Annotated in this window: 18 protein-coding genes and 1 pseudogene; 5 read left to right on the top strand and 14 right to left on the bottom strand. The window is 47.0% G+C overall.

The features are described 5' to 3' along the window. Positions 1-23: 23 nt before the first annotated feature. The 6 genes and pseudogenes from MHB56_RS15890 to MHB56_RS15865 all read right to left on the bottom strand — a co-directional run. Positions 24-941: an ABC transporter ATP-binding protein gene (locus MHB56_RS15890; protein WP_280753353.1), complete on the bottom strand. Its 918-nt coding sequence runs from the start codon at positions 939-941 to the stop codon at positions 24-26. Continuing rightward, positions 934-1953, bottom strand: coding sequence for an ABC transporter ATP-binding protein (locus MHB56_RS15885; RefSeq protein WP_076127008.1), 1020 nt, complete (start codon positions 1951-1953; stop codon positions 934-936). Before MHB56_RS15885 ends, MHB56_RS15890 begins: the two co-directional genes overlap by 8 nt. A 15-nt stretch (positions 1954-1968) precedes the next feature. Next, positions 1969-2814 carry an ABC transporter permease gene (locus MHB56_RS15880; RefSeq protein WP_036687295.1) on the bottom strand — a complete coding sequence of 282 codons (846 nt, stop codon included), beginning with the start codon at positions 2812-2814 and terminating at the stop codon, positions 1969-1971. 4 nt (positions 2815-2818) lie between these two features. Further along, on the bottom strand, positions 2819-3769 hold the full coding sequence (locus MHB56_RS15875; protein WP_076127007.1) for an ABC transporter permease: 951 nt from the start codon (positions 3767-3769) through the stop codon (positions 2819-2821). Positions 3770-3838: 69 nt separating this feature from the next. Then, complete coding sequence (locus MHB56_RS15870; RefSeq protein WP_076127005.1) at positions 3839-5455, bottom strand: ABC transporter substrate-binding protein; 1617 nt, start codon at positions 5453-5455, stop codon at positions 3839-3841. 82 nt (positions 5456-5537) lie between these two features. Further along, a pseudogene (locus MHB56_RS15865) lies at positions 5538-5651 on the bottom strand (peptidylprolyl isomerase); the annotation flags it as partial. Positions 5652-6086: 435 nt separating this feature from the next. On the opposite strand from MHB56_RS15865, the gene MHB56_RS15860 reads away from it, so the two are divergent. Continuing rightward, positions 6087-7664, top strand: a complete 1578-nt coding sequence (locus MHB56_RS15860) for a glycosyltransferase family 2 protein (RefSeq protein WP_341143740.1) — start codon at positions 6087-6089, stop codon at positions 7662-7664. Between the two features lie 56 nt (positions 7665-7720). Here MHB56_RS15860 and clpB read toward each other — a convergent pair whose 3' ends face one another. Continuing rightward, a complete protein-coding gene (clpB, locus tag MHB56_RS15855; RefSeq protein WP_341143739.1) occupies positions 7721-10375 on the bottom strand; it encodes an ATP-dependent chaperone ClpB in 2655 nt (884 codons plus the stop codon). Between the two features lie 257 nt (positions 10376-10632). Here clpB and MHB56_RS15850 point away from each other — a divergent pair, with 257 nt between their 5' ends. Continuing rightward, positions 10633-11247 carry a hypothetical protein gene (locus tag MHB56_RS15850; RefSeq protein WP_341143738.1) on the top strand — a complete coding sequence of 205 codons (615 nt, stop codon included), beginning with the start codon at positions 10633-10635 and terminating at the stop codon, positions 11245-11247. Positions 11248-11358: 111 nt separating this feature from the next. Here the strand turns inward: MHB56_RS15850 and MHB56_RS15845 are convergent, their stop codons facing one another. Then, positions 11359-12357, bottom strand: coding sequence for a DnaJ C-terminal domain-containing protein (locus tag MHB56_RS15845; protein ID WP_175618984.1), 999 nt, complete (start codon positions 12355-12357; stop codon positions 11359-11361). 175 nt (positions 12358-12532) lie between these two features. Then, entirely contained in the window at positions 12533-13006 is a 474-nt protein-coding gene (locus tag MHB56_RS15840) for an Hsp20/alpha crystallin family protein (protein ID WP_076220418.1), read from the bottom strand. Between the two features lie 409 nt (positions 13007-13415). On the opposite strand from MHB56_RS15840, the gene MHB56_RS15835 reads away from it, so the two are divergent. Then, positions 13416-15062: an SWIM zinc finger family protein gene (locus MHB56_RS15835; protein ID WP_076282393.1), complete on the top strand. Its 1647-nt coding sequence runs from the start codon at positions 13416-13418 to the stop codon at positions 15060-15062. Beyond that, the gene (locus MHB56_RS15830) at positions 15059-18079 is read left to right on the top strand and encodes a DEAD/DEAH box helicase (RefSeq protein WP_339170805.1); all 3021 of its coding nucleotides are present in this window, start codon (positions 15059-15061) and stop codon (positions 18077-18079) included. The genes MHB56_RS15835 and MHB56_RS15830 overlap by 4 nt, the downstream gene beginning before the upstream one ends. Positions 18080-18129: 50 nt before the next feature. Here the strand turns inward: MHB56_RS15830 and MHB56_RS15825 are convergent, their stop codons facing one another. Then, positions 18130-18930, bottom strand: coding sequence for a hypothetical protein (locus tag MHB56_RS15825; protein ID WP_076186200.1), 801 nt, complete (start codon positions 18928-18930; stop codon positions 18130-18132). A 527-nt stretch (positions 18931-19457) separates the two neighbouring features. Here MHB56_RS15825 and hflX point away from each other — a divergent pair. After that, positions 19458-20723 (top strand): GTPase HflX, encoded by a 1266-nt coding sequence (hflX, locus tag MHB56_RS15820; protein WP_076192553.1) that lies wholly within the window; start codon positions 19458-19460, stop codon positions 20721-20723. A 156-nt stretch (positions 20724-20879) separates the two neighbouring features. On the opposite strand, the gene MHB56_RS15815 is transcribed toward hflX, so the two are convergent. From MHB56_RS15815 to MHB56_RS15800, 4 genes are all read right to left on the bottom strand, one after another. After that, positions 20880-21608 (bottom strand): hypothetical protein, encoded by a 729-nt coding sequence (locus tag MHB56_RS15815; RefSeq protein WP_076139027.1) that lies wholly within the window; start codon positions 21606-21608, stop codon positions 20880-20882. Between the two features lie 75 nt (positions 21609-21683). After that, a complete protein-coding gene (locus MHB56_RS15810; RefSeq protein ID WP_341143737.1) occupies positions 21684-22946 on the bottom strand; it encodes a PucR family transcriptional regulator in 1263 nt (420 codons plus the stop codon). Between the two features lie 500 nt (positions 22947-23446). Continuing rightward, positions 23447-24580 carry an alanine dehydrogenase gene (ald, locus tag MHB56_RS15805; RefSeq protein WP_038568222.1) on the bottom strand — a complete coding sequence of 378 codons (1134 nt, stop codon included), beginning with the start codon at positions 24578-24580 and terminating at the stop codon, positions 23447-23449. 281 nt (positions 24581-24861) lie between these two features. Then, on the bottom strand, positions 24862-26088 hold the full coding sequence (locus MHB56_RS15800) for a Zn-dependent hydrolase (protein WP_076192557.1): 1227 nt from the start codon (positions 26086-26088) through the stop codon (positions 24862-24864). Positions 26089-26250 lie beyond the last annotated feature (162 nt).

The following is a 26250-nucleotide window of genomic DNA, read 5'->3' as shown; positions in this document are numbered from 1 at the left end:
CCCAATCTATATATAGAGTCTAATCATACCGTAAAATCATAAGCAACATAATGGCCCGGACTTACTTCCTGTAGTGTGGAAGTCTCAGCTCTGCCATACTCTTGCGAATATCCGTCTAAAATAATTCTCTGATTGGCCCGCCGGGGATCCGTCTCCAAGATGGAAGACAGCAGCGCCTTTGTATAAGGATGAATAGGATTCTCGTACAGCTCATCACTTTCGGCTACCTCTACTAGACGACCGCCATACATCACGCCGATCCGGTCAGAAATATGCCGTACCATCGACAGATCATGTGCGACAAAGAGATAGGTCAAGCCGAATTCGGACTGCAAATCCTCCAGCATGTTCACTACCTGAGCCTGGACAGACACGTCCAGCGCTGAGATCGGTTCATCACACACGACAAACTCAGGTCTTACGGACAATGCTCTGGCAATCGAAATCCGCTGGCGTTGGCCACCGCTGAATTCATGCGGGAAGCGGTAGAGATGTTCTCTTTTTAAACCTACCTTTTCCAGCAATGCCGCAACAGCTTCTTTGCGTTCTTCACCTTCGTGGATGCCGTGGATTTTCATCGGTTCACTGATCAGATCAAGCACACTTAAGCTTGGATTAAGTGATGAATAGGGATCTTGGAAGATCGACTGAATGCGTCTGCGAAAAGGTTTTAGCTGCTTCTCTCCAAGCTTGCTCAGCGGCTGCCCGTCAAAAGACACTTCACCGTCTGTGTAGTCATATAAGCGCAGCAAGCAGCGTCCAACCGTGGACTTGCCGCTTCCCGACTCTCCAACCAGCCCAAAGGTCTCTCCCTGTCGTATCTGAAAGCTTACGCCATCTACTGCCTTAAGCACCGATGTATCGCGTCCCCACATATCCTTGCCTTTGGAGAAATGTTTTTTGAGATTATTTACGTCCACTAGAATCTTATTGTCACTCAACCGAACCGCTCCCTTCAACGCCAGCTACGGCTGGAGTCTCCTGCACGCCATCTGCTAACCAGCACATCGAACGGTGACCGGGCGATAATTCGATTACCGGAGGACGTTCACTGCAACGGGCAAAAGCATTAGGGCAACGTTCCATAAAGGGACAGCCAGAAGGAGGATTCAACAAATCCGGAGGTGTGCCTTCGATTGGAATTAGACGTTCACGCGATTTGCCGTCACGTTTCGGAATGGAGCGAAGCAGACCTTTCGTGTAAGGATGCTGTGGGCGATAAAAAATATCCTCCACCGTACCTTCCTCCATCACTAGTCCACCATACATTACGATAACCCGTGTACATACCTGAGCCACCACACCCAAATCATGAGTGATCAGCGCTATAGCTGTACTGGTATTATTTTTTAGCTCTTTAAAAAGATCAAGAATTTGGGCCTGTATTGTTACATCAAGCGCAGTTGTCGGCTCATCCGCAATCAATAGCTCTGGCTGGCAGGAAAGAGCCATAGCGATCATGACCCGCTGCCGCATCCCGCCGCTGAATTCATGCGGATACTGCTGCAGCCGCTGCTCAGGATTATTAATGCCCACCTGCCGCAGGATACTTGCTGCCTCTTTAAACGCTGCTTCCTTATTTAAGCCGCGATGCCGCCGGATGACCTCCGTAAGCTGCTGGCCGATTTTTTTCACAGGATTAAGAGAAGTCATGGGGTCCTGAAACACCATCGCTATACGGTTACCGCGCAGTTTTCTCCACTCTTTTTCCGAAAGGTTAGATAAATTGTCACCGCGAAAATTAATATTTCCAGCGATAATTTTACCCGGAGGTGTAATCAACGACATAATCGCCTTCGCAGTTACACTTTTCCCGCTTCCGGATTCACCAACAATCCCTACCGTTTCTCCAGCATCTATATGAAAGCTAACGCCACGAACTGCCTGATTCTCTCCATCCCGAGTTTGGAAGGAAACCTTCAAATTCTCAACAGACAATAGCCGTTCCGTCATGATGTCTTCACACTCCTATCTTCGGATCAGCTTCGGTTCAAAGCCAACCCGCAAAATATCGCCCAGAACATTAAAGCTCAGAACCGTTAATAGTATCAATAACCCCGGGAACAATGCCAAATAAGGTGCCTGAGCGATATATCCCTGCGCATTGTTAAGCATACTGCCCCAAGTGGCATTCGGAGGTTGTACCCCGAACCCAAGGAAGCTTAGGGACGACTCCATCATAATCGCGGAAGCGATATTATTCGTCGCACCTACAATCACAACAGGTACTAGCCCCGGAAGAATATGACGCCAAATAATTCCGAAGTTGCTCTGGCCGGAAGCTTTTGCATACAGTACATATTCCCGTTCTTTAATCGTCATCGTCTCCGCACGAATCACACGGGCAATGTTCATCCACATTAATAGAGCAATGATTAAAATGATGTTTCCTACACTCGGCTTCAAAAATACGCTGAGCAGCAGCAGCACAAGGAAAGATGGAATGGACATCACTACATCAAGCATCCGCATCAATAGATTATCAATCCATCCGCCAAAATATCCACTGATTACGCCCACCGTCACACCTATACCCGTGGCGATGATCATTGAAGCAAAACCAACTAGCAAAGATACCCGGCCACCATACAAAGCTCGGGCAAAATAATCCCGGCCGTAATCATCCGTACCAAACCAATGATCCGCCCCGGGTGCTTTCAAACGTGCCAAAACATCCATTGCATTCGGATCATGTCCGGATAAAAAAGCAAATATAGAGCCTAGTGTGAAGACGATTAAAGTAATGAGGGCTGCGACACCCAATTTATTCGTAAATAGCTCATCTCCAACACTTTTCCATTTACTGCGATTCATGAGGTCACCTCGTTAATTTAATTCGTGGGTCCACGAAGCTATATAGAATATCCGCGACCAGATTGCCGATGATCAGCATTAAAGAAGAGAACAAAGTTATTCCCATAATTACGGGATAATCCATCCCTTTAACCGCAGTCATCCCTAAAGAGCCAATACCCGGCCATGAAAATACCGTCTCCGTTACAATTGCACCCGCCACCAGATCACCCATCGACATCCCGAGCAATGTAATTACTGGCAACAGTACATGCTTAAGCACGTGACGGAACAGAATCGTTGTCTTGCTGGATCCAAAAGCATATTGAATCTGCACATATTCTTCTTTTAGCTGTCCAATCGTACTAGAGCGGATGTATCGTACGTAACCGGCCAGAAATCCAAACGCCAATACGGCGCAAGGCAAAATACCATGCTTCAATACATCAACCGCTGATTCCACACCAATGGTTCGCATCCCCATTATAGGCAGCAGGTGCAGCTTAATTGCGAATAAGTACATAAGTAAGATGGCCAGCCAAAATAAAGGCACTGAAATTCCGATATAGGATAAAAAATTAATTACTTTATCCACCCAGCGGTTCCGGTTAGCTCCAGCAAGCAGACCCATCGGGATCGCCAACAGAACGGCTAAGCCGATTGCACTGCCCATCAAACCTGCTGTTGCAGGTAAACGTTCTAGAATTTGCTCCAATACAGGCTGATGATTCACAAGGGAATAACCGAAGTTGCCCTGCAGTACTTCTTTGATCCATATAAAATATTGAATGTAGGCTGGCTTATCCAGCCCAAGGTTATGCCGGATGCGCTCAATATCATCCGCGTGCATATTCGGCGTAACGAAGGATAGTACCGGATCCCCCGGAGCCAGCTTAATCATCGCAAAGCACACAACCGAGACAAAAAACAGCATCGGCAGGGTTTGCAGTAATCTTCGGACGATAAGTTGTCTCATACGTATATTCTCCCAGTTCTATATCGGTAAAAAAATAAGCTGGATTGACCAGCTTATTTTTTCCCGTTCTTATTTAAGGTAGATTTTCGATAAATCTTCAAAAATAACGACAGGCTTCAAGACTGCTTCTTCTAGACCGCCGTAGTTCTTGGAGACAGCTACAATAGTCTTAGTATTAGCAATTGGATAAATCGGTGCATCGTCAGCAATGATCTCTTGGATCTTCTTATAGATCTCACCACGTTTAGTTACATCTGCTTCTCCTGCACCATCATTGAACAACTTATCGACTTCAGCATTATTATAATGCGAGTAGTTAGAGTCTGCAGTAGAAGTATACAAAATTCTGTAAGCATCAGGATCGTAACCCATAATATAACCTGCAATCGCAAGTTCAAAATCTGTTGAATTCATATCACTGAATTTCTGACCATATGCCGAGGCATCCATATTTTGCAGTTCAACTTCAGCGCCAATGGCCTTTAGCTTTTGCTGCACGTATAGTGAAATGGCTTCCTGAGCTTTATTACCGCTCGATACAATCAATCTCAATTTCAGATCGCTAACCCCTGCCGATTGCAGAAGCTCTTTGGCTTTTTCTACATCATTATCAAAAGAAGGTACGTCATTAGTATAGAACAATGCATCCGGAGTCAAAAAGGACTTCGCCGGGTCTGCATACTCATTAGAAGTATAAGCAGCCTGAATGATTTCATCACGATTTAGGGCTAAAGACAAGGCTTGACGAACTTCTTTTTTAGCAAGAGCACCTCTATCACTGTTTGCATTGAACAACAGGTAGGACAATCGGCCTTCACTATAAGGCAGGATTTCGAAATTGTTCGAAGCCTCAATCGTTCCAACATCCTGTGGATCTAGATACTTAATGTTGATCTCACCATTCTGAAGTGCGAGATTCGCAGCATTCGTATCTTTAGCAATCCGGTACGTTATAGAATCAAGATGTGGTTTGCCGCCAAAGTAGTTATCAAATCTCTCGAGTGTAACATATTCGCCTGCTTTGTATTCTTTAAATTTAAATGGGCCAGATCCAACCGGAGCAGCATTCTTGGTGCTTTTCTCTAGATCCGTCTCATTCTCAAAAATATGCTTTGGAATCGGAAATACTTGCACTAGTGTAGCTTCAAAAGCTGGGCTGACCTGCGGAAGCTTGAACTCTACAGTCAGATCATCCACCTTAACTGCCTTAACGGGTTTATCACCGATGAATAAGTTCGCTCTCAGCATGCTGTTTTGCTTCTCATCGAGGATGCTATCAATCGTGAACACGACATCGTCAGCTGTAAGCTTTTCTCCGTCATGCCAAGTTAGTCCACTTTTCAGTTTCAATGTATAAGTCAGGTTATCTTCGGAAAGTGTCAGGCTGTCTGCCAAGTAGAAGGTCTTCTCTCCGTTATTCACTTGGAACAATGGCGCGTAGAGCGCTTGGTCAATCGTCAGACTAACACGATCACCTGCATAGTTCGGATTTAGAATGACAGGATCTGCAGCGACCCCAATAATTAAGTTGCCGCCATCTTTTGGTTCAGTGCTTGCTGTCGATCCTTCAGTAGCCGTAGGCGTCTGATTTGTATTTGTGGAAGCGGCGTTATTTCCCCCGGAGCACGCGCTAATCAAAAATGTTAACAAAACCAAAGTAATAACTCCAGATAATCCTCTACGCATAAGTTTCTCCCCCGTGTCTATATTGTCTTTGTTTGTTTTTATATTGTATATCGGGATACTAGGAATTACAATGGATAGCATTTCACATTAATGTAATATTGAGGGAACTGATAATTTCCACCTTTTTCATGACATCCCCACGCCTTAAAGTATCCACATGGTCCATACCTGAAATGACTCTTCCGAATACAGTATGCCAAGGGTCGCAATAATCAAACTCTGTTCAGCCACCAATATGAGCTTCAGTCTTCGCTGTCTCTTCCGGTGCAATCAATTTCCTCAGCATCCTCATTCAGCAGAGGTCGGTATTCACCCTTTCCATCATCCCAGAACACATCCGCACGAGGATTCATGGCCAGTAACAGATTGATTAACTACTGAACTTTTAGTGGTGATTTATCCATAGTCTCATTCCTGTACTCATCTGGCTGCATTCTTATCTAATTATCCGGTAATTGTACAGCAGATTCATCAAAATTAATATATCTAAAAAGTTCAATTTATCCAACTCTCATTTCTCATTTACTATAAGAACTTTGCGAAATAAGGATTATTACTCTCTCACTGTAAATATATTGAGAACATACCTATACCTCTCGGAAGAAAGGGAGAGTCCCCCAAGGAGGCCGCAATGAATAAGACACGCGTATTAATCGGCAGCCCGATCCATCAAAAGCCCAATGTATTACGGGAATTTCTGAATTCCCTGCTGCGCTTGAATATCGAGCAAATCGAACTGGATTTCCATCTGATTGATGACAATGATGATGAGGAATCCAGCCGGCTGCTCCAGGAATTCAAAAGCAAGGGCGAGCATATTTTTATTCAAAGCTCCGGCTTTAACGATGCGTACATTCGCAATGATACGACTCACTATTGGAATTCTGATTTAGTCTGGAAAGTCGCCAACTTCAAAAACCTCATGATTAACCGAGCGCAAACCCTGAACTACGACTACCTGTTCCTGATCGACTCAGACCTCATCCTCCACCCCGCTACGCTAAGACATCTAATAGGGACGAACAAAGATATTATTTCAGAGGTATTTTGGACACAGTGGCAGCCCGATACCATGTTTCAGCCGCAGGTCTGGATGCATGACGAATATAATCAGTGGGAGATACTTCCCGGCGAAAAACTGCAACCCGAGGAGATCAACCGCAGATTTCATGAATTCATAGCCAAACTCCGCAATCCTGGAATCTATGAAGTGGGGGGTCTCGGCGCTTGTACATTGATTAGCCAGCATGCGATAAAAGCCGGGGTGAGCTACAATCAGATCCGGAACATATCATACTGGGGCGAGGATCGCCATTTCTGCATTCGTGCCGCGGCCCTTGGCATCCCGCAATTTGTTGACACCCATTATCCTGCCCTTCATTTGTACAGAGATAGTGATTTGAACAAGGTTGAAGATTTCATCAGAGAAACAACAGGAGTAAAAGCTGAATCGGCACCCACACCCATCGAGGAAAATTCCAATGAGGTTGCAGCTGCTCCTATAACCAAAAAGCGTCCCAAGCTAACCCTTACCATGGTTGTAAAAAATGAAAGCGGGCGCTTCCTGCGACAGGTTCTGGAGGAACACCGCAAATATATCGATGAGGCTGTCATTATTGATGACGGCAGCACCGACAATACAGCAGCTGTCTGTCTGGAAGCACTTGAAGGCATTCCCGTTCGTCTCGTGCATAATACCGAATCCAAGTTCAGCAATGAAATTGAGCTGCGAAAACAGCAGTGGGAGGAAGTCCTAAAGACAAATCCCGAGTGGATTCTGAGTCTGGACGCGGATGAGATCTTTGAAGCCAGCTTTGCAGAAAATATAGATTCCTTGCTGTATGCAGATGGGGTCGATCTGTTCTGCTTCCGCCTTTACGATTTATGGAACGCGAACCATTACAGGGAGGATACCTACTGGCGCTCTCATCTGAACTACCGCCCTTTTTTGCTTCGCTATAAAGAAGACTTCAACTATGTATGGAATGAATCCCCACAGCACTGTGGGCGGTTCCCGGAAAATATTTTCGAGCTGTCTCATCAGCTAAGCAATCTGCGGCTCAAGCATCTCGGTTGGTCCAAAGCCGAGTTCCGGCTGGAAAAATATCTGCGTTATATGCTCCTCGACCCCGACGGCAAATACGGCTGGAAAGAGCAGTATATGTCCATCTTGGATGAACAGCCTCATCTAATCCCTTGGGTAGAATGAGGCTTACAATAAAAAGGGCGTTCACAAAACCATTAGGGTTTTGTGAACGCCTTTTTTTATTCAGAACTCAATTCAGAACTCTCTGGTCCATCGACTTCTGGCTTCAGAATGGTTACTGTCAGCTCGTTGCCGGATTCATCCACCTGAATAACTGATCCCTCTGCGGCTTCACCAGCAATAATCGCACGCGCCACACGTGTCTCCAAGCTGCGCTGGATAAATCTTTTCAACGGTCTTGCCCCATACACAGGATCAAAACCTTCCTTAGCGATAAAACGCACCGCCGATTCAGTTAATGCCAGCCCGATCTCCCGTTCTGCCAGACGTAGACGCAATCCATCCACCAGTTTGTCCACAATTTTCTCGATCTCACCCAGTGTCAGCGGCTTGAACATTACAATGTCATTCACCCGGTTCAGGAACTCTGGACGGAAATGACCACTCAGTTCCTTCATCACTCTATCCTTGGCAGCTTCCGTGAGCTGACCTTTTTCATCGGTGCCTTGAATCAGATGGGGTGAACCGATATTGGAAGTCATAATGATGATTGTATTCTTGAAGTCAACCATTCGGCCCTGTGAATCAGTCAGCCGTCCATCATCAAGCAGCTGCAACAGAATGTTAAACACATCGGGATGCGCCTTCTCCACTTCATCGAGCAGCACTACAGTATAAGGCTGACGCCGCACAGCTTCCGTGAGCTGCCCGCCTTCCTCATATCCAACATATCCTGGAGGTGCGCCGACGAGACGGGAGACACTATGCTTTTCCATATACTCCGACATATCTATACGGATCATGCCATCTTCGCGGTCAAAAAGAGATACCGCAAGCGACTTAGCGAGCTCAGTCTTCCCTACACCCGTCGGGCCAAGGAACAGGAATGAGCCAATCGGGCGATTCGGATCTTTGATTCCTGCTCTTGCCCGAAGCACTGCATCGGCCACCAAGCTGACAGCTTCGTCTTGGCCCACTACCCGTTCATGCAGCGTATCCTCCAGACGCAGGAGCTTATCCCGCTCGCCTTCTACCAGTCGGCTAACTGGAACGCCGGTCCAGCGGGAGACAATATCTGCGATTTCCTCTTCAGTAACAGCCTCACGTAGCAATCTTGTATCCTGGTCTTGCTGTGCCGCTTCTTCCGCTGTTTTCAGCTGACGCTCCAGATCAGGAATAATGCCGTAGCTCAGTTCGGCTGACTTATTAAGATCATATTCCTCCTGTGCATCGACCAGATCCTTACGTGCTTGCTCCAGCCGTTTTTTGAGGTCGCGAATCCCTTGGATGGCCGACTTCTCTTTCTCCCAGCGCGCCGTCATTCCTAGCTGCTTCTCCTTCAGGTCAGCGAGCTCGCGCTGCAATATTTCGAGACGGCGTTTGCTGGCGTCATCGGTTTCTTTTTTTAGCGCTGCTTCTTCAATCTCCATCTGCATCAGGCGGCGGGTCACTTCATCCATCTCACCCGGCATGGAGTCTATCTCTGTGCGGATCATGGCGCAAGCCTCGTCCACTAGGTCAATCGCCTTATCCGGTAAAAATCGATCCGTAATGTAACGATTGGACAATACCCCTGCGGCTACTAGGGCGCTGTCATGGATTTTGACCCCGTGGTGGACTTCAAACCGCTCCTTCAGACCACGCAAAATGGAGATAGTATCCTCTACATCGGGTTCGCTCACGAGCACCTGTTGGAAACGGCGCTCCAGCGCAGGGTCCTTCTCTATATATTTGCGATATTCATCGAGCGTTGTGGCACCGATACAGTGCAGCTCACCCCGGGCCAACATCGGCTTCAGCATATTGCCCGCATCCATCGAGCCTTCGGTTTTACCTGCGCCCACAATCGTATGCAGCTCATCAATAAAAAGAATAATGCGGCCGTTACTTTCGCGAACCTCCCTCAATACCGCCTGCAGGCGTTCTTCGAATTCACCACGGAACTTCGCGCCTGCCACAAGTGAACTCATATCCAGTGAAAAAATCGTCTTATCCTTCAGCCCCTCTGGCACGTCTTTGCGCACGATCCGGTGGGCCAAGCCTTCCACAATGGCTGTTTTCCCTACACCTGGTTCACCGATCAGCACAGGGTTATTTTTCGTTTTACGGGACAAAATCCGGATTACTCGGCGGATCTCGCCATCACGACCAATGACTGGATCAATCTTGCCCGCGCGAACCTCTGCTACAAGATCACGGCCGTATTTCTCCAGCACCTCATAAGTAGCTTCTGGCTCCCGGCTGGTTACCCGCTGATGTCCACGAATCTCAGCAAGCACCGACATCAGCTTCTCACGGGTCAGCCCACGGCGGACAAAAAGATCCCTTAGCTCACGATTCTCCCCGCTCGAATCCGACACCATTGCCAGCACCGCATGCTCCACAGAAACAAACTCATCCTGCATCTTCGCCGCTTCCTTCTCCGCCTGCTCCAGTAGATGAATCAGCGATTGCGAGGCGTAACGCCTTACCGTGCTTGCTCCTGACCCGCTGATGCTCGGCTTGCGTTGAAGCAGTTCATCTGTGCTGCGCATCAGCTCAGCCACAGGGATATTCATCTTTTGCAGCAATCTTGGCAGCAATCCTTCTTGCTGCTGGAGCAACGCTTTTAACAGATGGAGATTATCGATCTCCTGATGACCGCTGTCTGATGCCAGCGACTGCGCCGCAGCTACTGCTTCCTGCAGCTTTTGAGTTAATTTATTGAAATCCATAGCTCTCTCACCTTTCTATTTAAGAGTGATTATATTAAATCGGCCTTTTTGGTCGGGGATAGGTTAATTTAGCGGGATTTATCCCGCTTATTTCGAGTAACTGGCTGGTTTGCGCTCATTCTACGGGATTTTCACCGCTCTTTTCGAGTAACTAACTGGTTTGCGCTCATTCTACGGGATTTTTACCGTTCTTTTCGAGTAACTAACTGGTTTGCGCTCATTCTACGGGATTTTTACCGCTCTTTTTGAGTAACTAGTTGGTTTGCGCTCATTCTACGGGATTTTTACCGCTCTTTTCGAGTAACTGGCTGGTTTGCGCTCATTCTGCGGGATTTTTACCGCTCTTTTCGAGTAACTGGCTGGTTTGCGCTCATTCTACGGGATTTATACCGTTCTTTTCGACCTACGAGCCCAATTCGGCACTTTTTAAGGCACTTTTGCTTCTCTTTTCGACCAACGATCTCCATCCGGCGCTTTCTAAGGCACTTTTGCCTCTCTTTTCGACCAATGAGCCCTCGCCAGTACTTTCTAAGGCATTTTTGCTTCTTTTTTCGCACATCGAGCCTCATTCAGCGCTTTCTAAGGCACTTTTGCTTCTCTTTTCGACCATCGTGCCCAATTCGGCGCTTTCTAAGGCACTTTTGCTTCTTTTTTCGCACATCGAGCCTATTTCGGCACTTTCGAAGGCACTTTTGCCTTTCTTTTCGACCAACGAGCTTAATTCAGCGCTTTCTAAGGCATTTTTGCCTTTCTTTTCGACCATCGATCCCAGTTTGGCACTCTCGAAGGCACTTTCGAAAGCACTTTTGGCACTCTTTTCCCACCATAGTTCCGACTTTCACCGTTTGAGCGAAACGTTCATTTATAGTTAGTGGCTAAATAAGTTACTGTTCTGCAACTAGCATTCAAATCACCTTATTCACCAACCAGAGTTGATCACAAACGAGTGAAATCACCTCACCTCTACCTCTTCTACCTATCTATTAATTACCCACTTTCGCCTTCTGCCGCTGGGTGCCAGTGCTTTGACGTTTAGCTCTGGCTTCGAAAGGGCTGGAGTCTGCCAGCTTTCGGTAGAGATTTTTCTCCGCTTCGCTGATAGGTTCAGGGATAACAATCTCAATTCCAAATAAAATATCGCCGTTCGCACCATTCTCACGTTTTAAGCCCTTGCCGGGGATACGTAGCGTTTTGCCGCTCTGAATTCCTGCTGGAATCTTCAATTTCACGGCGCCGCCCCCCGGTAATGGAACCTTCACTTCTCCACCCAATACCGCTTGCCAAGGAGCGATTTCAACCATGCCATATAAGTCGCCATCGCGAATCTCATAAATATCATGAGGAAGAATATGAAGTGCCAGCAACACGTCGCCACCCGGAGTGTTTCCCGCGATTTTAATAATTGTACCCTCATAGGATCTAGGCGGAATGTTCACATCCACCGTTTTGTCACTGACCTGTACTCTTACAGTGGCACCTTTATAAGCCTGCTCCAAGGTAATATCCAGCTGCGCCTGCATGGTACTACGGGCCTCGCCCCACGGATTGCCATTCGCACGCCCCGTTCCACTTCCCGAGAAAAAATCAAAGCCAGCCCGATCCGCCGAGCCCCGATTCCCAAAAAACATCCCGAATAAATCTTCCTCCGAAATACCAGAACCTCCTGTTGAATAAGTTCCACCGTTCCAGCTTCCACTTCCACCAAAGTTTGAATCCCAAGAGGAGGCTCCACTCGCCGCCCCTCCACTAGCTCTGCCACGTTGAGCTCCATAAAGCAGCTCTTCATCATAGAGTTTCCGTTTATCCTCATTACCAAGCACTTCATAGGCTTCAGCTGCTTCTTTGAATTTCGCCTCTGCCTCAGGGGCTTTGTTAACATCGGGATGCCACTTCTTGGCAAGCTTCTGATAAGCCTTTTTAATTTCCTGTTTAGTAGCTTTTTTGCTCACACCCAAAGCATCATAATAGCTTTTACTAGCCACTCGCGCTTCCTCCTTTCCATCCCTATTCTCATATTGACCACCATTGCACTCCGAGAAAAGACGCACCATAGCCGGAATCCTCCACTACAATGCGCCTTCTATTCATAACACTATATTAAAAGCCCGCTGCCATCTCTAAAAGACTGAGCGGAAGTTCATTCCGCTTAATTTATGCTTATTCAGACTGCGAACCCGTAGAATTAGAATCTCCGTCTTGAATCTCGATGCGTTTACCTTGCATTTTTTGCCGTTTGGGAACTTCCAGCTTCAGCACTCCATCTTTCAAAGACGCGCGAATTTCTTCCTCGGCAATATCTTGAACATAGAATCTGCGCACATATTCACCATATCGGCGTTCTCTGCGTACAATCTGATGTTCACTGTTCTCCTCGGCATTTTCTTCCTTACGTACCGCTTTAATCGTCAAATAAGGACTGGCATAATCAATGTCGATTTCTTCTTTTTTCAAACCAGGAAGTTCAGCTTCAATCAGGTAAGCCTGCTCACTCTCACGAATATCTGTTCTGAAGGACATCGTGGAGCTCTTAATCGGTGCAAAAAAATCATCATTAAAAACATCATTCAAGGACTTAGCCAGCACACCAAAAGCATCATCTCTACGTTTACCAAAAGGAACCATATCAAACATTATCCATTCTCCTCTCATTGACTTTGACTTTATTTGACCTATGACCTTATTATAGTCCCCTACCCGAGGAATAACAAAACCGATTTAAGCCGATTATCGCTCAAATTCAGGCGAATTAGCTGATTTTCCACAACAAAATTAGTTCTTTTTATTTATTTGACCAATTTTGACCTTTGTTTGATCTTTCGTAAATGACACCTATATAATCATGATCCAACTTGCAGTACGATTATTATATGTTCAGACCTTCCGTTCAATACAAGCCATTAGCTTCTAATCATCTTCACGCCAGCTTTTAAACAGAGTTTTCTTACGATCTATCAAAATTTAACGATTTAAAGATGAAGCCAGCAGAAGTGATATAATGAAAGACAACTAAAGACCATTTTCGTTACAGGAGACCAATTGTATGCAACCAACCTATCCTATGGATGATACGCAGTGGAGTAAGCTCATCCAAAATGTCGCCTATTATTTCGATGATCTTACCCTCAAGCGGGGGTTCCAATATTATAAACAAAATCGAGTGCAGCCGTTTACTATGACGGAGCCTCGTAAGATTAACGCTCTAGTTGAAGGTAGAGAGGATTACCGCGTCACCATTGATCTCGACGGCTTCACCAATTGTCATTGTAATTGTCCAGTATCAGGTCATTGCAAGCATATGGCTGCCGTGCTGTTGAATTATGCCGAACAACAAAATAGATCTGTACAGGTTTTGGCTAACGCTAAAGCTGCATCCTTTTTGCCTAAAATATCAAGTACAGCAACAAGTACTTCTATTGGAGCCGATGCAACTCGTCAGCAGCAAATGAAAGAGATGGCCAACCGCATCGCTAGCGGAAAAATAATGGAGTGGCGGGAGTATTTTGAATTCTGTATCTCCCCTCTAGCCCATACTACCCGAAATCCTGAATATGTGAGTCGGGCCTTGTCTGCAATTAATAAATTCAAACCAAAAATGCTTCCGGAAACGGAGAAGCTGTTCACTCTGCATGCTCATCTTTATCTGTTGGAAAAGCTCGCTAAGCCTTCCACGCAATCCGTCGGTCAGGCCGCTTACGCCCCTTCTCTTGGTTATTACACACAGGTAGCAGTCTCAGAGCTACAGGAAGTAATCACAGGTCTTTTAAAAAAGACACTTCCGCTGTCCCCCGAGCAAGAGCAGGATCTATGGCCATACGTCATCGATACTTTATCGTATCTGCGGCGCGAGATGTTGACGGAGTCGCGGGATCGCTCACGGGATCAACCCTCTTTTTCTCTTAGCTATGATCTGCTGTGGAGAAATTGGATTTATCCGAATACAGGTGGAACTAAGCTTTACCTGAATGAAATCGAACAGCTGCAGCAAGCAGAAGGTGAATTAGGCGCTTCCCTGTCACAACATGCGTGGCTGTTAGCTCAGAGCCGCATGTATTACTATCTGATGGATGACCAGAAGGCTTGGGACTTACTGAATAAGGCTGCCGAGCGCCCGGGTCTCCATCCCGATGAGCTCATGAGCTTCACCTCTCCGCTGCTGGATGCAGGGGATTGGTCCCGGTTGGTGGGTTGGCTTGTTCAGATCGGTCCACTGCTGAGCAGCAGACTCTATAATCTCAATAGCTATTCAACCAGTTGGGAAGAAGCTGTTCGCCACCTGCCTGAAGCTGAGCCACAAATGTGGGATACACTAGCCACCATGTTACCTATCTCTGGCGAAGTCTATGAAGAGAAGCTAATCACCTATGAGAAATGGCAGACCTGGATGGATTATCAGCTGTCCATCGGTAAACAGCCCTCCGAATTTCGTGTCAAAGACCTCCAACCGGTGGAAAAGAATGCACCTGAGGTTCTGCTGCCCTTTTACCATCAGGCCGCCGAAAGATTCGTGCTGGATAAGAACAGACATAGCTACAAAGCGGCTGTGAAATTATTGAAACGATTATCCAAGCTGTATAAAAAGCTGAAACAAGAAGAACGCTGGGAAGAGTTCCTCACTGCCTTCGCCATTAGGCATAGCAGGCTCCGTGCGCTGCAAGAGGAGCTTCGGAAAGGAAAGCTAATACCATGAACATGCATTTACGCACGCTAACCATCCGGCTTGCATTAAGCCAGTATGGCGATGCTTTAATATTTGGAATGAATGAGCGCGAAGATCTCGTGCCGGGCTTGCAGCTTAAGCAGCGGCTTTTCGCCTGGCATGAGGCGTCTTTTTATGGTACGGAGTTAACCGTGCAGCCCGCTGGCGAAGGCGTGGAGCTAGTGATTCTTCCTGCTGAGCAGGTCATCCCCTTCTTTGCCGAGCAGAAGCTTTTGGCGCATATCGAATGGAGCTGGGAGGGCGATGCCGCCCACCTCACAGAACTGGCGCCACTTCTGGCTATATGTCTGGAGCACAAACAGTATATTCCCGACATCTCCGCCTACCGCGCCGGGAGGCTGCAATGGACTTGGGACGAGGGGGCTCTTGCGCAGGTGGCAGTGGACAGTGACACTGCTAAAGGAGCCCTTGAGGCGCTAAATGGCGGCAGCGAATTTAGCCGTGGATTACGTGCGGCGTTCTCTGCCGCCGTATCGCAGCGCTATTACAGCACGGAGGCCGAGGCCGGCGACCTCCGCAGCGAATTTCCGCTTCTCTTCGATAGAAGCGGAGCACTTGCAGCGGGCATGGATACCGCCGCGTGGCTTATCGCCATTGGCTGGAAGGCGGACACCGCGCCTTTCCGGCCCGCTCTACAGCTGCTGGAGCCCGATGAGGATGAATCCTATTGGCGGCTGCAGCTGATCCTTCAGGACAAGCGCGATGAATCCGCGCTTGTTCCCATCAGGCTCGCCGATAACGGCGAGCCGTACGGCTTGTGGCCGACCGCGTGGTCGGCTCACGTGCATGAACGGGCCGCGGGATGGCTGGAGCGCCTCCGCGGCAGTCTGCCGCCCGAGCGCTTCGCGGCGGGCGGCGATGTGCTGGCCGAACCGCTGAGCGATGCCATCGCCTGGCGGTTCTTGACGGCCGAGAGCCAGCGGCTGCTGGAAGCAGGCTGGCAAGTGCTGCTGCCGGCGTGGTGGGAAGCCGCCAGCCGGAAAAAGCCGCGCCTGCGCGCAAAGATCAGCTCCGGCGAAGACAAACGCAGCGGCGGCGAGTCGCTGTTTGGTCTCGATTCGATCATCGATTTCGATTGGCGAATCTCCATCGGCGATGCGGATCTCACTGAAGCCGAATTTGCCGAGCTGGTCGCAAGAGGGGAACGGCTCGTCCGCTTCAAGGGCAAATGGGTCTCACTCGATCCGGCTCTGCTGGCGCAAATCCAAAGAGCCATGGCGGGAATGGACAAGTCGCAAGGCTTGTCCTTCCAAGACGTGCTTCAGCTCCACTTACTAGGAGCTGGTGAAGAGGCAGACGCTGAAGCTACGGAAGAGCAGCTGCAAGAAGATGCCGCGCGTCTGCGTCTGGAGGTAGAGCTGAACGAGCATTTGATCAGCCTTATCGGTCAGCTGGGCCAGCGCTCAGAATGGCCTAAGCCGCCCGTACCCGCAGGCCTTAAAGCGGAACTGCGCACCTATCAGCATGAAGGATTCGCCTGGCTGACCTTTCTGCGCCGCTTTGGGCTGGGGGCCTGTCTAGCCGATGATATGGGACTAGGCAAAACAGTACAGCTCATCGCCTATCTGCTACACATCCAAGAGAACACGGATGCAAGCTCAGCCCGGCGGCAGACCGACCCACCAGGCTGGCCTTCATTGATCATCTGCCCGACCTCTGTGTTAGGCAATTGGCAGAAGGAGCTGCAACGCTTCGCGCCTTCGTTGAATGTTATGCTTCATTACGGAAGCCGCCGTCTGGACGCGGGATTCTTCTATGGCGCAGCTTCGCAAGCCGATGTGGTACTGACCTCTTATGCAACTGCTGCGCTTGACCAAGAGCTGCTGAAGGAATTCACTTGGGCGACGATCTGCCTGGATGAAGCTCAAAATATCAAAAATGCCCAAACCAAACAATCCGCAGCTGTACGTAGTTTTCCAGCTCTACACCGGGTCGCCTTAACAGGGACGCCGATAGAGAACAGATTATCCGAGCTGTGGTCCATTTATGATTTTATAACCCCAGGTTATCTGGGCAGCGCCAAGTCTTTTAATGACCGATTCACGAATGCTATTGAGAAGGAACGCGACGCGAAACGTACAGCGGACCTACAAAATCTAGTGAAACCCTTCATGCTGCGCCGCAAGAAAAAAGACCCTAATATACAGCTCGATCTACCTGATAAAAATGAAATGAAAACCTATGTTCATCTGACAGCCGAACAAGCGGCGCTTTACGATCAAACCGTAAACGGACTGTTGGAACGGATGAAGAAGCTGGAAGGCATTGAGCGCAAAGGGGCAATTCTCGGGGCTCTGACCGGGCTTAAGCAGCTATGCGATCACCCGATGCTTGTGACAAAAGAAGCTATCCCTGAGCTTGATACGGACAATAAACTGGATACCAGCTTTCTTATTAACCGTTCCTCCAAACTCGAAAGACTGCTGGACATGGTTAAGGAGCTGCGCGCGGAAGACGAGCGCTGCCTGATTTTCACTCAATATGTGGGTATGGGAAAAATGCTTCAGGCGGTTCTCCAGCAGGAGCTGGGCGAACCCGTCCTTTATTTGAACGGAAGCACCTCCAAACAGGCGCGCGACCGCATGATCGAGCGGTTTCAGACACCAGCCCCTTCGGCGGAAGATGGGTCTACACGCCCAGACACACCGCCGTCTGATCAGCCGAATGTATTCATCCTTTCACTCAAGGCTGGGGGAGTTGGCCTGAACTTAACTGCAGCCAATCACGTATTCCACTTCGACCGCTGGTGGAATCCAGCGGTCGAGAATCAAGCAACTGACCGCGCTTACCGCATGGGCCAGACTCGTGATGTGCAGGTGCATAAATTCATCGCCCTGGGCACACTCGAAGAACGGATTGATGAGATGCTGGAGAATAAACAGCAGCTCAGCGATAATGTGATCTCCAGCTCGGAAGGCTGGATTACCGAGCTGTCCACTGAGGCTCTGAAAGATCTCTTTACCTTGCGTAGAGACTTAAATGACTAGCAAAAAGGAACATTCGCGTAAATGCGAATGTTCCTTTTTCTCAAGAATAATTACCATTGCTCGGACATTTTAAAGGTGACTGCGAGATCGTCCCCGCCCGAGAGGGAGTTTACCACCAATGTGACCGGTTCATCATGGAACTCGTATGAGAGTCGCTCATTAAGCAAATTAACCGCCAGATTCGCATACGCACCAGAAATCCCTGATCCTGTACCTTGCATAATAACTTTTCCACCCGTGACCGTAGTGCAGGTGTAGTTCACCAGCAGTGCCGTGTCCGTGACAGGAATAGCCGTAGTCGGTGTAGGATAATTCTCGAAGGTCCCATCAAGGGTCCCGCCTGCAACGACCATATAACGCACAGGTCTTTTGGACATAACATCTAAAGCTGCCGGTCGAATCTCAGCCGCAAGACCTTGTGGAATAGCAAAGCCAGGACGTCTCATAAAGCTGATCGCTGCGAAGTCAGTCGATGTAACGGTCACGTTATCACGTATTTCCGAGGTTATTCGGCTCACTTGAAACACTTCAAGATCAACGGCCGTCCATACACCGTCCACATCAACAAGGAAAACCTGAATCTTCATCTGCTCCTGCGAATATACAAAATTAAATTGGAATAAATCCTCTACCATGACATAGGTCTTGCTTAAGGTCTCCTGATATTGCAGCTCAAATAACTCTTCAACAAAAATGGCCTGGGGACTGACACTATTGGATAAGCCCGTAATATAACAAAACGCGCCAGCCGATCCATTGTTGACAACTTTGATCACTACTTGATCTATTGGCCGAGTACCGTCGACTGGTAAATTAATAATGGTGTTTGTGGACAGAACAGGCAATGTCATCACACCTCCTATATATCAATTCATATATGATATGTAAACATTGTTTAGAATTATTGGGTGTAATTAAAATCCAAGAGATGTTCCAGAGCATAAATAGAGATTTGCCACTAAATAACGAATGTGGTAAACTCGATTTAACTTTTTATGAACGGAGGGTTACGTGTGATAGACTTTATCCGAGTTAGAACTTTGCGCGGCTAATTGAATAGCGCTAAAGCTCTGCCCATGTGCAGAGGACTCAGGATTGGTCTACCCATTTTTAAAGGTAACCCGATAATTTAACAACAGCGTGTAGGGGGGATTCTCTTCACCTCCATTCCTTTAAGAATTGAACATCCATAGAAGCCGATTAGCCAACTGCTGCTCGCAAGGGATCAAAGTGTCTCTTCCCTGCGACTGGACTGTTGTTTAATTCATTCTACCTATGGAAGGCCCTAACTCTGACGTCCTCTAACGAACCGTAAGCACAGGCAGATTGCCTGTGTTTTTTTGCGTTTATTATTTACTATTGGAGGATGAATAAATATATGGAACAAATACGAGAAAAAGCAATTATAGTCGGTGTCCAGCTTCAGAACGAAACGAATTTCGCCTATTCGATGGAAGAGCTGAGCAATCTGGCAGCTGCCTGTGACCTTGAAGTCGTAGGAGAGCTTAGTCAAAAGGCAAGTCGAATTAACCCCTCCCATTATATCGGGACAGGTAAAATCGAGGAATTATCGGCACTTTTAGAAGCACACGATGCTCCTATTGTTATTTTTAACGACGAACTGTCACCTTCACAGATCCGCAATTTGGAGTCCGCACTGGACCGTCAGGTCATTGACCGGACCATTCTGATCTTGAATATTTTTGCGGAAAGAGCGAAGACCAAGGAAGCACAGCTGCAAGTTGAAGTAGCCAAGCTGCAATATATGCTGCCGCGCCTCACAGGCCTTCGTGAGTCGCTGGGCAGACAAGGTGGCGGAGCTGGACTTAAAAACAGAGGTGCTGGTGAAACCAAGCTAGAGCTGGACCGCAGAAGAATTGAAGAGCGGATCACTGCTTTACAGGTTGAACTGCAACAACAAGTAGCAAGACGCCAAATCCAGCGGAAACAACGGCATAAAAATGAAGTTCCCGTCGTCTGCCTTGTAGGCTATACGAACACCGGAAAATCCAGCTTAATGAATGTCATGGTAGAGACTTACCATCCAGGTTCCCATAAACAAGTATTCGCCAAGGATATGCTGTTCGCTACACTAGAGACATCGGTTCGCAGCATTGAGCTGCCTGATCACAAAACCTTTTTATTAACAGATACTGTCGGATTCGTCAGCCAGCTTCCCCATCATCTGGTCAAAGCGTTCCGCTCCACTCTTGAAGAGGTTACCGAAGCGGACTTATTGATTCACGTAGTCGATATTTCCGATCCGCAGCATCAACAGCATATGGCGGTTACAGATGAGACGCTCAAAGCACTTGGCGCTGACCAGCTTCCAACGATTTATGCCTATAATAAAGCTGATCTGACTGATTTGCCTTACCCGCAAATTGAAGGTGACAACGTCTACCTTTCCGCCAAGCAAAATAGCGGAATGGCTGAACTTACCGCTCTGATCCGCAGCCATGTTTTTACGGACTATGTCCAGTGTGAGATTCTGGTTCCATTTGATCGGGGTAATGTAGTCTCTTATTTCAATGAACATGCCCATGTTCAATCTACTAGCTATGAAGAAACAGGCACACGCCTTGAGCTGGAATGCAGAAAATCTGATTTCGAGAAATTCCGCAACGATTTTATTGAGCTATAACAAATTAGAAACGACGTGGTAATCCTTAATTAAAAAAGAGGGATAGAGTTTTCAGAGTTATCTGAAGCTCTATCCCTTTCCTTTGTGAATAAAAAAATGAACAATACAAAAGAGCCCCCTCTTTGCATTGCTCAGTAAGTATAAAATAGGCAGACGCTAGATCTTATAAATATAGTTTCTAGAGCCTATCCTTGAACATACAGTGTATCGGAAGCTTCTATTGTTGGCTGCCGGTAAAACCGTTCCTGCAGATAACCGCTGTAAGTAATTAAAGTCTGGATGCACCGATTCATCCGTTAAATAGGCCGAGATATCACTCCCATATACTCTTTCCTGATTCAGAGAGTCTATGATGATCTCTCCAGTAGTAATCCCTATGCCATGGCCGTAGAACAGATCATTTTCGAGTTTAATTGCATTCTCGCCCTGCCATTCTGGCTTGCTCGGAGCATGATCGGGATTCTTGAAATATACAACGTCTCCCCGCTGCGTTAGTTCCTTGTTGTAGTTTGTAATTAAGCGTAGATTCTCATCGTAATTCCAGTCCCATAAGAACAAATCCTTGAAATACTGATTAAACGCTTCCTCACCTATAGCTTCAATCGTCGCCCGATACATAACAATGACCATGGCTGTCGCGCATTCAAAGGCATATAAATGACCATTCCGAAAAATATCTTTAATCCCCACTGTGGGTTCCACGCCAGTGTTCAGCTGAAGCCCACCAATCTCTGTACGTGTCCAAAACTGCGGATTGCAGCGGGAATCATCAAATGTTGCAAAATCCACTCCACTTTCATTTAAAGCTTCAGCCGATTCCACGATGCTTTCTCTCATTTTGCGCTCAAAGTCAAGGGCATCGGGTGAACGAACTTCCTTCACCATGCTTAGTCCCTCCAATGTTATAGGTTCTAAATATAGGTTATTGTACGTGTTCGTCACCGGGTTGGTGCTTAATTCTCATGATTCCCTGGCATCCACGAACCACTGGTTAAGCTGCCGTGTCTCTTCCGTCAAAATATCCAGGAAAATAGAAGTGCGATAACCCGTATCCTTCAAGCTTTTGCCCGTAATCTCTGCAATTCGGTTTAATCTATAAAGCAATGTATTAGTGTGTATATGTAAAAAAGCCGCGGATTCCTTTAAATTGCCGCTTAATGATAAATAGACAGCGATGGTTTTGAGAAAATCACTTTTATGCTCGCGATCATGTTCTTTTAGCGGATATAGCAACGGGCTTTTACGAATTCGACTGCGCTTTTGCTCCATAATAGCCGGTATATATGCCCAAAATCCAATCTCCTCGTACAATAGCAACTCCCGCCCATGAAAAGGCAGCAGCTTTTTGATCTCCACAATGGACACCGCTTCCCAATAGGCAATAGCCGCGGACATATATTCAGTGTAATCGAGACTACAGCCAGCAGCCAGTGTGCAGCCTTCACTCTTATACATATCCTCCATTGTTTTATGCAGGAATGAAGATAATCCACCCGCCCCCTCGATCACAAAGCTGAAGGAAAACAAAATAATCAGCCGATTATGCTCAGCCGTCAGAAATAGTAATTGCAGTCCGGAATAAGATGCCATAACCTGCCGAAACCGGAGTATTAAATGATCATCGATTACCTTGTCACTTTCAAACACGCTAATATAATATTTTTCCGGCAAAAGAATGGACCAAAATTCCGCATCCTTTTTAATATTTGCTTCGTTGTCGTAGTGGGAGGTAATCAGCTTCCAGAAAAAGTCCTCATGCGTTTTGTCCTGCTTCGTTTTCCAGCCTCGCTGCTTAAGTAAATAACGGCCTACGATACCTGCCGCCTTCTCAACGATATTTTCGGCATGCCCTTCTACCAGGTTGCCTGTATCTACTACCCAAATGTACCCGAGAATTTCCTTCTGATGTTTGATACAAATGGCCAGCCGGGGACCAAGTCCCACCTCCAGCACTGCAGGAATTCGAATGGGATGTGCCGCGCTCTCCAGCTGCTGCATAATCCCTTTTTTGCGCAAGCCAATAATCACAGTGTTAGGTACACGCTTCCCGATAATCGTTGAAATCCGCGCGGAGTCACTCTCAAATTCATGCGAGCTGTAGCCAATCACATGATGATTGCTGTCCTCAATGGTAACTTGAGACTGGAGCGATTCACTTATCGCATCTGCCAATGATTCCATACTGTCGAAGAAACGATCAAATACTGGATCCTTATCTGTCACTAGCTTCACTCCCACCTGAAGAATAACCAAATCCTGTACTCTAGAGTGATTTCATTATAGTATGCATCCCCCTAGCTGACTATAAGATAAATAGCTGGTGTAGGTGAGGGACGAGATCGGCTAGGTGAGGAAGGTGTTTGGGACGGGGATGTTTGGTGGGGGTTTTGTTGAGAGTTTTGTGGGGAGTTTTGTCGGGGTATTTGGGAAGGTTTAATAGTTGTTGGTGATTACCAAATGTTATAAGTGGTTTTTAGGGAATAACCCCCGGAAATCTCCATCAAAGCTTTCACCCGATCCATCCAACTTCACTACGTAATCTATCCACCATCACACCACACGAGCAAACAACTACTGTATCTAATTACTCTGAAACACAATCTATTTACTTTAACATCGTACTGACCAACTTCCACCCGGTCTCCACCGCAAGAAACGCCAAACAGCAAGCTCCCCGCAGAGAGCTTGCTGTTTGGCTCATTCCATTATGGAACGTGTCTATTTTAGATCAATGTGAATGTCTGCTCCATGGCTTGCTCAACCGAATAAGGTGTCTCACCCAACGCTTCGGCAACAGCTTGGCAGGTGATTCTGCCATTGGCTACATTCACGCCGCTTCTTAAGCCGTCATTATCCTGAATCGCCTTGATCACACCTTTATTGGCAATTTGCAGGGCATATGGAACTGTAACATTTGTTAAGGCAATAGTTGAGGTCTTAGGAACAGCGCCTGGCATATTAGCCACGGAATAATGCAGCACGCCGTGTTTCACAAACACGGGATTATCATGTGTCGTCACTCTGTCGATGGTTTCTACAATACCACCTTGGTCAATGGCCACGTCAACGATCACTGATCCCGGCTTCATGGTCTTGACCATTTCTTCAGTAACCAGCTTCGGTGCTTTAGCACCCGGAATTAACACGGCACCTACCAGCAGATCCGCTTCAGCCACTGCTTTGGCAATATTATAAGGGTTAGAGATCAACGTATTAATCTGTGCTCCAAAAATATCATCTAATTGACGTAGTCTCTCCGCACTGAGGTCAACTATCGTAACATCTGCGCCTAAACCAATAGCCATCTTAGCTGCATTAGTACCTACTACACCGCCGCCAATGATACTCACTTTACCTCGACTAACGCCAGGAACTCCGGAAAGAAGAATACCTTGTCCGCCGTAGTTCTTTTGCAGGAACTGCGCGCCCAATTGGACGGACATCCGGCCAGCTACTTCGCTCATCGGTGTTAACAGCGGCAAGGTGCGTCCATGAACAACCGTCTCATATCCGATCGCAAAGACGCCTTTGTCTTTTAGCGCAGCAGCCAAGGCAGGCTCTGGAGCAAGATGAAGATACGTAAATAGAATAAGGCCTGGACGGAAATAGGGGTACTCAGTTGCTAATGGTTCTTTTACCTTCATCACCATTTCAGCAGAGCTCCAGACCTTTGCTGCATCCTCAATCAATTGTGCTCCGGCAGAGACATACTCTTCGTTAGGAAATCCGCTGCCCACACCGGCTCCAGCTTCTACGAGCACTTGATGACCTTCAGTAATTAAACTAACTACACCCGCAGGGGTTATGGCAACACGATTTTCATTGTTTTTAATTTCTTTAGGTACTCCGATAATCATCATTCATCTCTCCCATCTAATGTAGATCCCTTATGTAAAGAATGATAACATATGATTAGCATTCCCATTTTGTTAAAAAATTAAAATATTATCTACCATGATTGTGTTTTTACACAAAGGATCAGACTTAACTGCCCATTAATCTTTAACCATTTTGGTACTCAACACAACCATCTTTATTATCTCATAAAAAAAGACACCCTATAGAGTGCCTTTTTGACGATTTTGTATGAAATTAAAGCGACTACCTTATCGCATTATGTTATATTAAGTGACATTACCTATCTTGATAATAACAACATCACTGTTTCTAACACTACATTTACCCCTTTTTCGCAGTCTTCATAAGAGGTTAGTTCCTCTTCACAATGGCTTTTACCCTTCACGCTAGGCACGAACACCATTGCGGATGGCAGAAAGCTGGCTACGAATTGTGCGTCATGCCCTGCACCACTTGCGATCTTTCGACTGGAATAACCCAAGGTTTGAGCCGCTTGCTCCACCAAATCACACACATTCTGATCAAACCACACCGTATCTCGGCCCCAAAGCTTAGTCTTGCTTACTTCACAATCCAGCAGTTGCTCTGGCAAACCGTTGATAATGGCTTCCACTTCACGCACAATCTCCATCTCTTTATGTCTGGCTTCAATGGTGAAAATCACTTTATTGGGAATGACGGTATGGATATTAGGAAGCACATTCATTCTGCCCATGGTATACACAAGCTCGGAATCGAGCGCCCCCAGCTTGCTCCGCAGCTCAATAATCATATCTGTGGCAGCAAACAAAGCATCTTTGCGCATCGCCATAGGGGTTGTGCCCGCATGATCGGATTCTCCCGTCACCTCAATCTCGTAACAGGCCATACCAACTACACAGTCAACCAGCCCAATCGTCAGCTCCTCTTTTTCAAGAACAGGCCCTTGCTCGATATGAAGCTCCAAATAAGCGGTGGCTTCGGTGATACGATTGCTCATTTCTCCCTTATATCCACTCTTCTCCAGCGCTTCACCAAAGGTGATGCCTGCTGGATCTTTTTTGTTCAACATAACACTTTTATCAAACTTTCCGGACAACACACCAGAGGCCATCATCGATGGCTCAAAACGTGCCCCCTCTTCATTCGTAAAATTCATAATCGTCACCGGAACCTTCGGCTTAATCCCGTAATCTACAAGCGTCCGCACCACCTCTAGACCCGCGATAACCCCCAGGACGCCATCGAATCTGCCCCCTTTTTTCACAGTATCCATATGCGAGCCAATCACAATCGGAGGCCCGGAAGTTTCGCCTGCCAGTGTGGCATACATCGTCCCCATATCATCCATCTTCACAGACATTCCGAGCTCTTCACAACAGGCACGAAAATAATCCCGAACTTTAAGATCCTCTTCCGTCAGCGATAATCGGGTCACGCCATTTTTATCTGTACGCCCATAATCGGCAAATGCCTCGATTGTATTCTTCAGTCTCTCACCGTTCACGAATATTTTTTGCAGCTGCATCCCAGATCCCTCCGCTTCGAGCATTTTGTTGGCTTTCTATCTATGTTAAACCAAACCATAATATTTTCATTTTACATATTGTAATAACTATTATTCACATGATGCTACAACGAGTAGAGCCAGCAATAAGTAAACTAAAGTAGTATATACAATCTTTTCATA

The sequence above is a fragment of the Paenibacillus sp. FSL H8-0315 genome (genome assembly GCF_038005365.1).
Taxonomy (GTDB): Bacteria; Bacillota; Bacilli; order Paenibacillales; family Paenibacillaceae; genus Paenibacillus_AQ; species Paenibacillus_AQ odorifer.
The sequence above is the reverse complement of the archived record's forward strand: the minus strand, read 5'-3'. Positions and strand labels throughout refer to the sequence as shown.

Bases quoted from the DNA above. Each gene is read 5' to 3' on its own strand.
- MHB56_RS15830 (WP_339170805.1), top strand. From the start codon at position 15,059: ATGAACATGCATTTACGCACGCTAACCATCCGGCTTGCATTAAGCCAG.
- clpB (WP_341143739.1), bottom strand. From the start codon at position 10,375: ATGGATTTCAATAAATTAACTCAAAAGCTGCAGGAAGCAGTAGCTGCG.
- MHB56_RS15800 (WP_076192557.1), bottom strand. From the start codon at position 26,088: ATGCAGCTGCAAAAAATATTCGTGAACGGTGAGAGACTGAAGAATACA.
- MHB56_RS15885 (WP_076127008.1), bottom strand. From the start codon at position 1,953: ATGACGGAACGGCTATTGTCTGTTGAGAATTTGAAGGTTTCCTTCCAA.
- MHB56_RS15870 (WP_076127005.1), bottom strand. From the start codon at position 5,455: ATGCGTAGAGGATTATCTGGAGTTATTACTTTGGTTTTGTTAACATTT.
- MHB56_RS15860 (WP_341143740.1), top strand. From the start codon at position 6,087: ATGAATAAGACACGCGTATTAATCGGCAGCCCGATCCATCAAAAGCCC.
- MHB56_RS15835 (WP_076282393.1), top strand. From the start codon at position 13,416: ATGCAACCAACCTATCCTATGGATGATACGCAGTGGAGTAAGCTCATC.
- MHB56_RS15875 (WP_076127007.1), bottom strand. From the start codon at position 3,769: ATGAGACAACTTATCGTCCGAAGATTACTGCAAACCCTGCCGATGCTG.
- MHB56_RS15880 (WP_036687295.1), bottom strand. From the start codon at position 2,814: ATGAATCGCAGTAAATGGAAAAGTGTTGGAGATGAGCTATTTACGAAT.
- ald (WP_038568222.1), bottom strand. From the start codon at position 24,580: ATGATTATCGGAGTACCTAAAGAAATTAAAAACAATGAAAATCGTGTT.
- hflX (WP_076192553.1), top strand. From the start codon at position 19,458: ATGGAACAAATACGAGAAAAAGCAATTATAGTCGGTGTCCAGCTTCAG.
- MHB56_RS15815 (WP_076139027.1), bottom strand. From the start codon at position 21,608: ATGGTGAAGGAAGTTCGTTCACCCGATGCCCTTGACTTTGAGCGCAAA.
- MHB56_RS15840 (WP_076220418.1), bottom strand. From the start codon at position 13,006: ATGTTTGATATGGTTCCTTTTGGTAAACGTAGAGATGATGCTTTTGGT.
- MHB56_RS15825 (WP_076186200.1), bottom strand. From the start codon at position 18,930: ATGACATTGCCTGTTCTGTCCACAAACACCATTATTAATTTACCAGTC.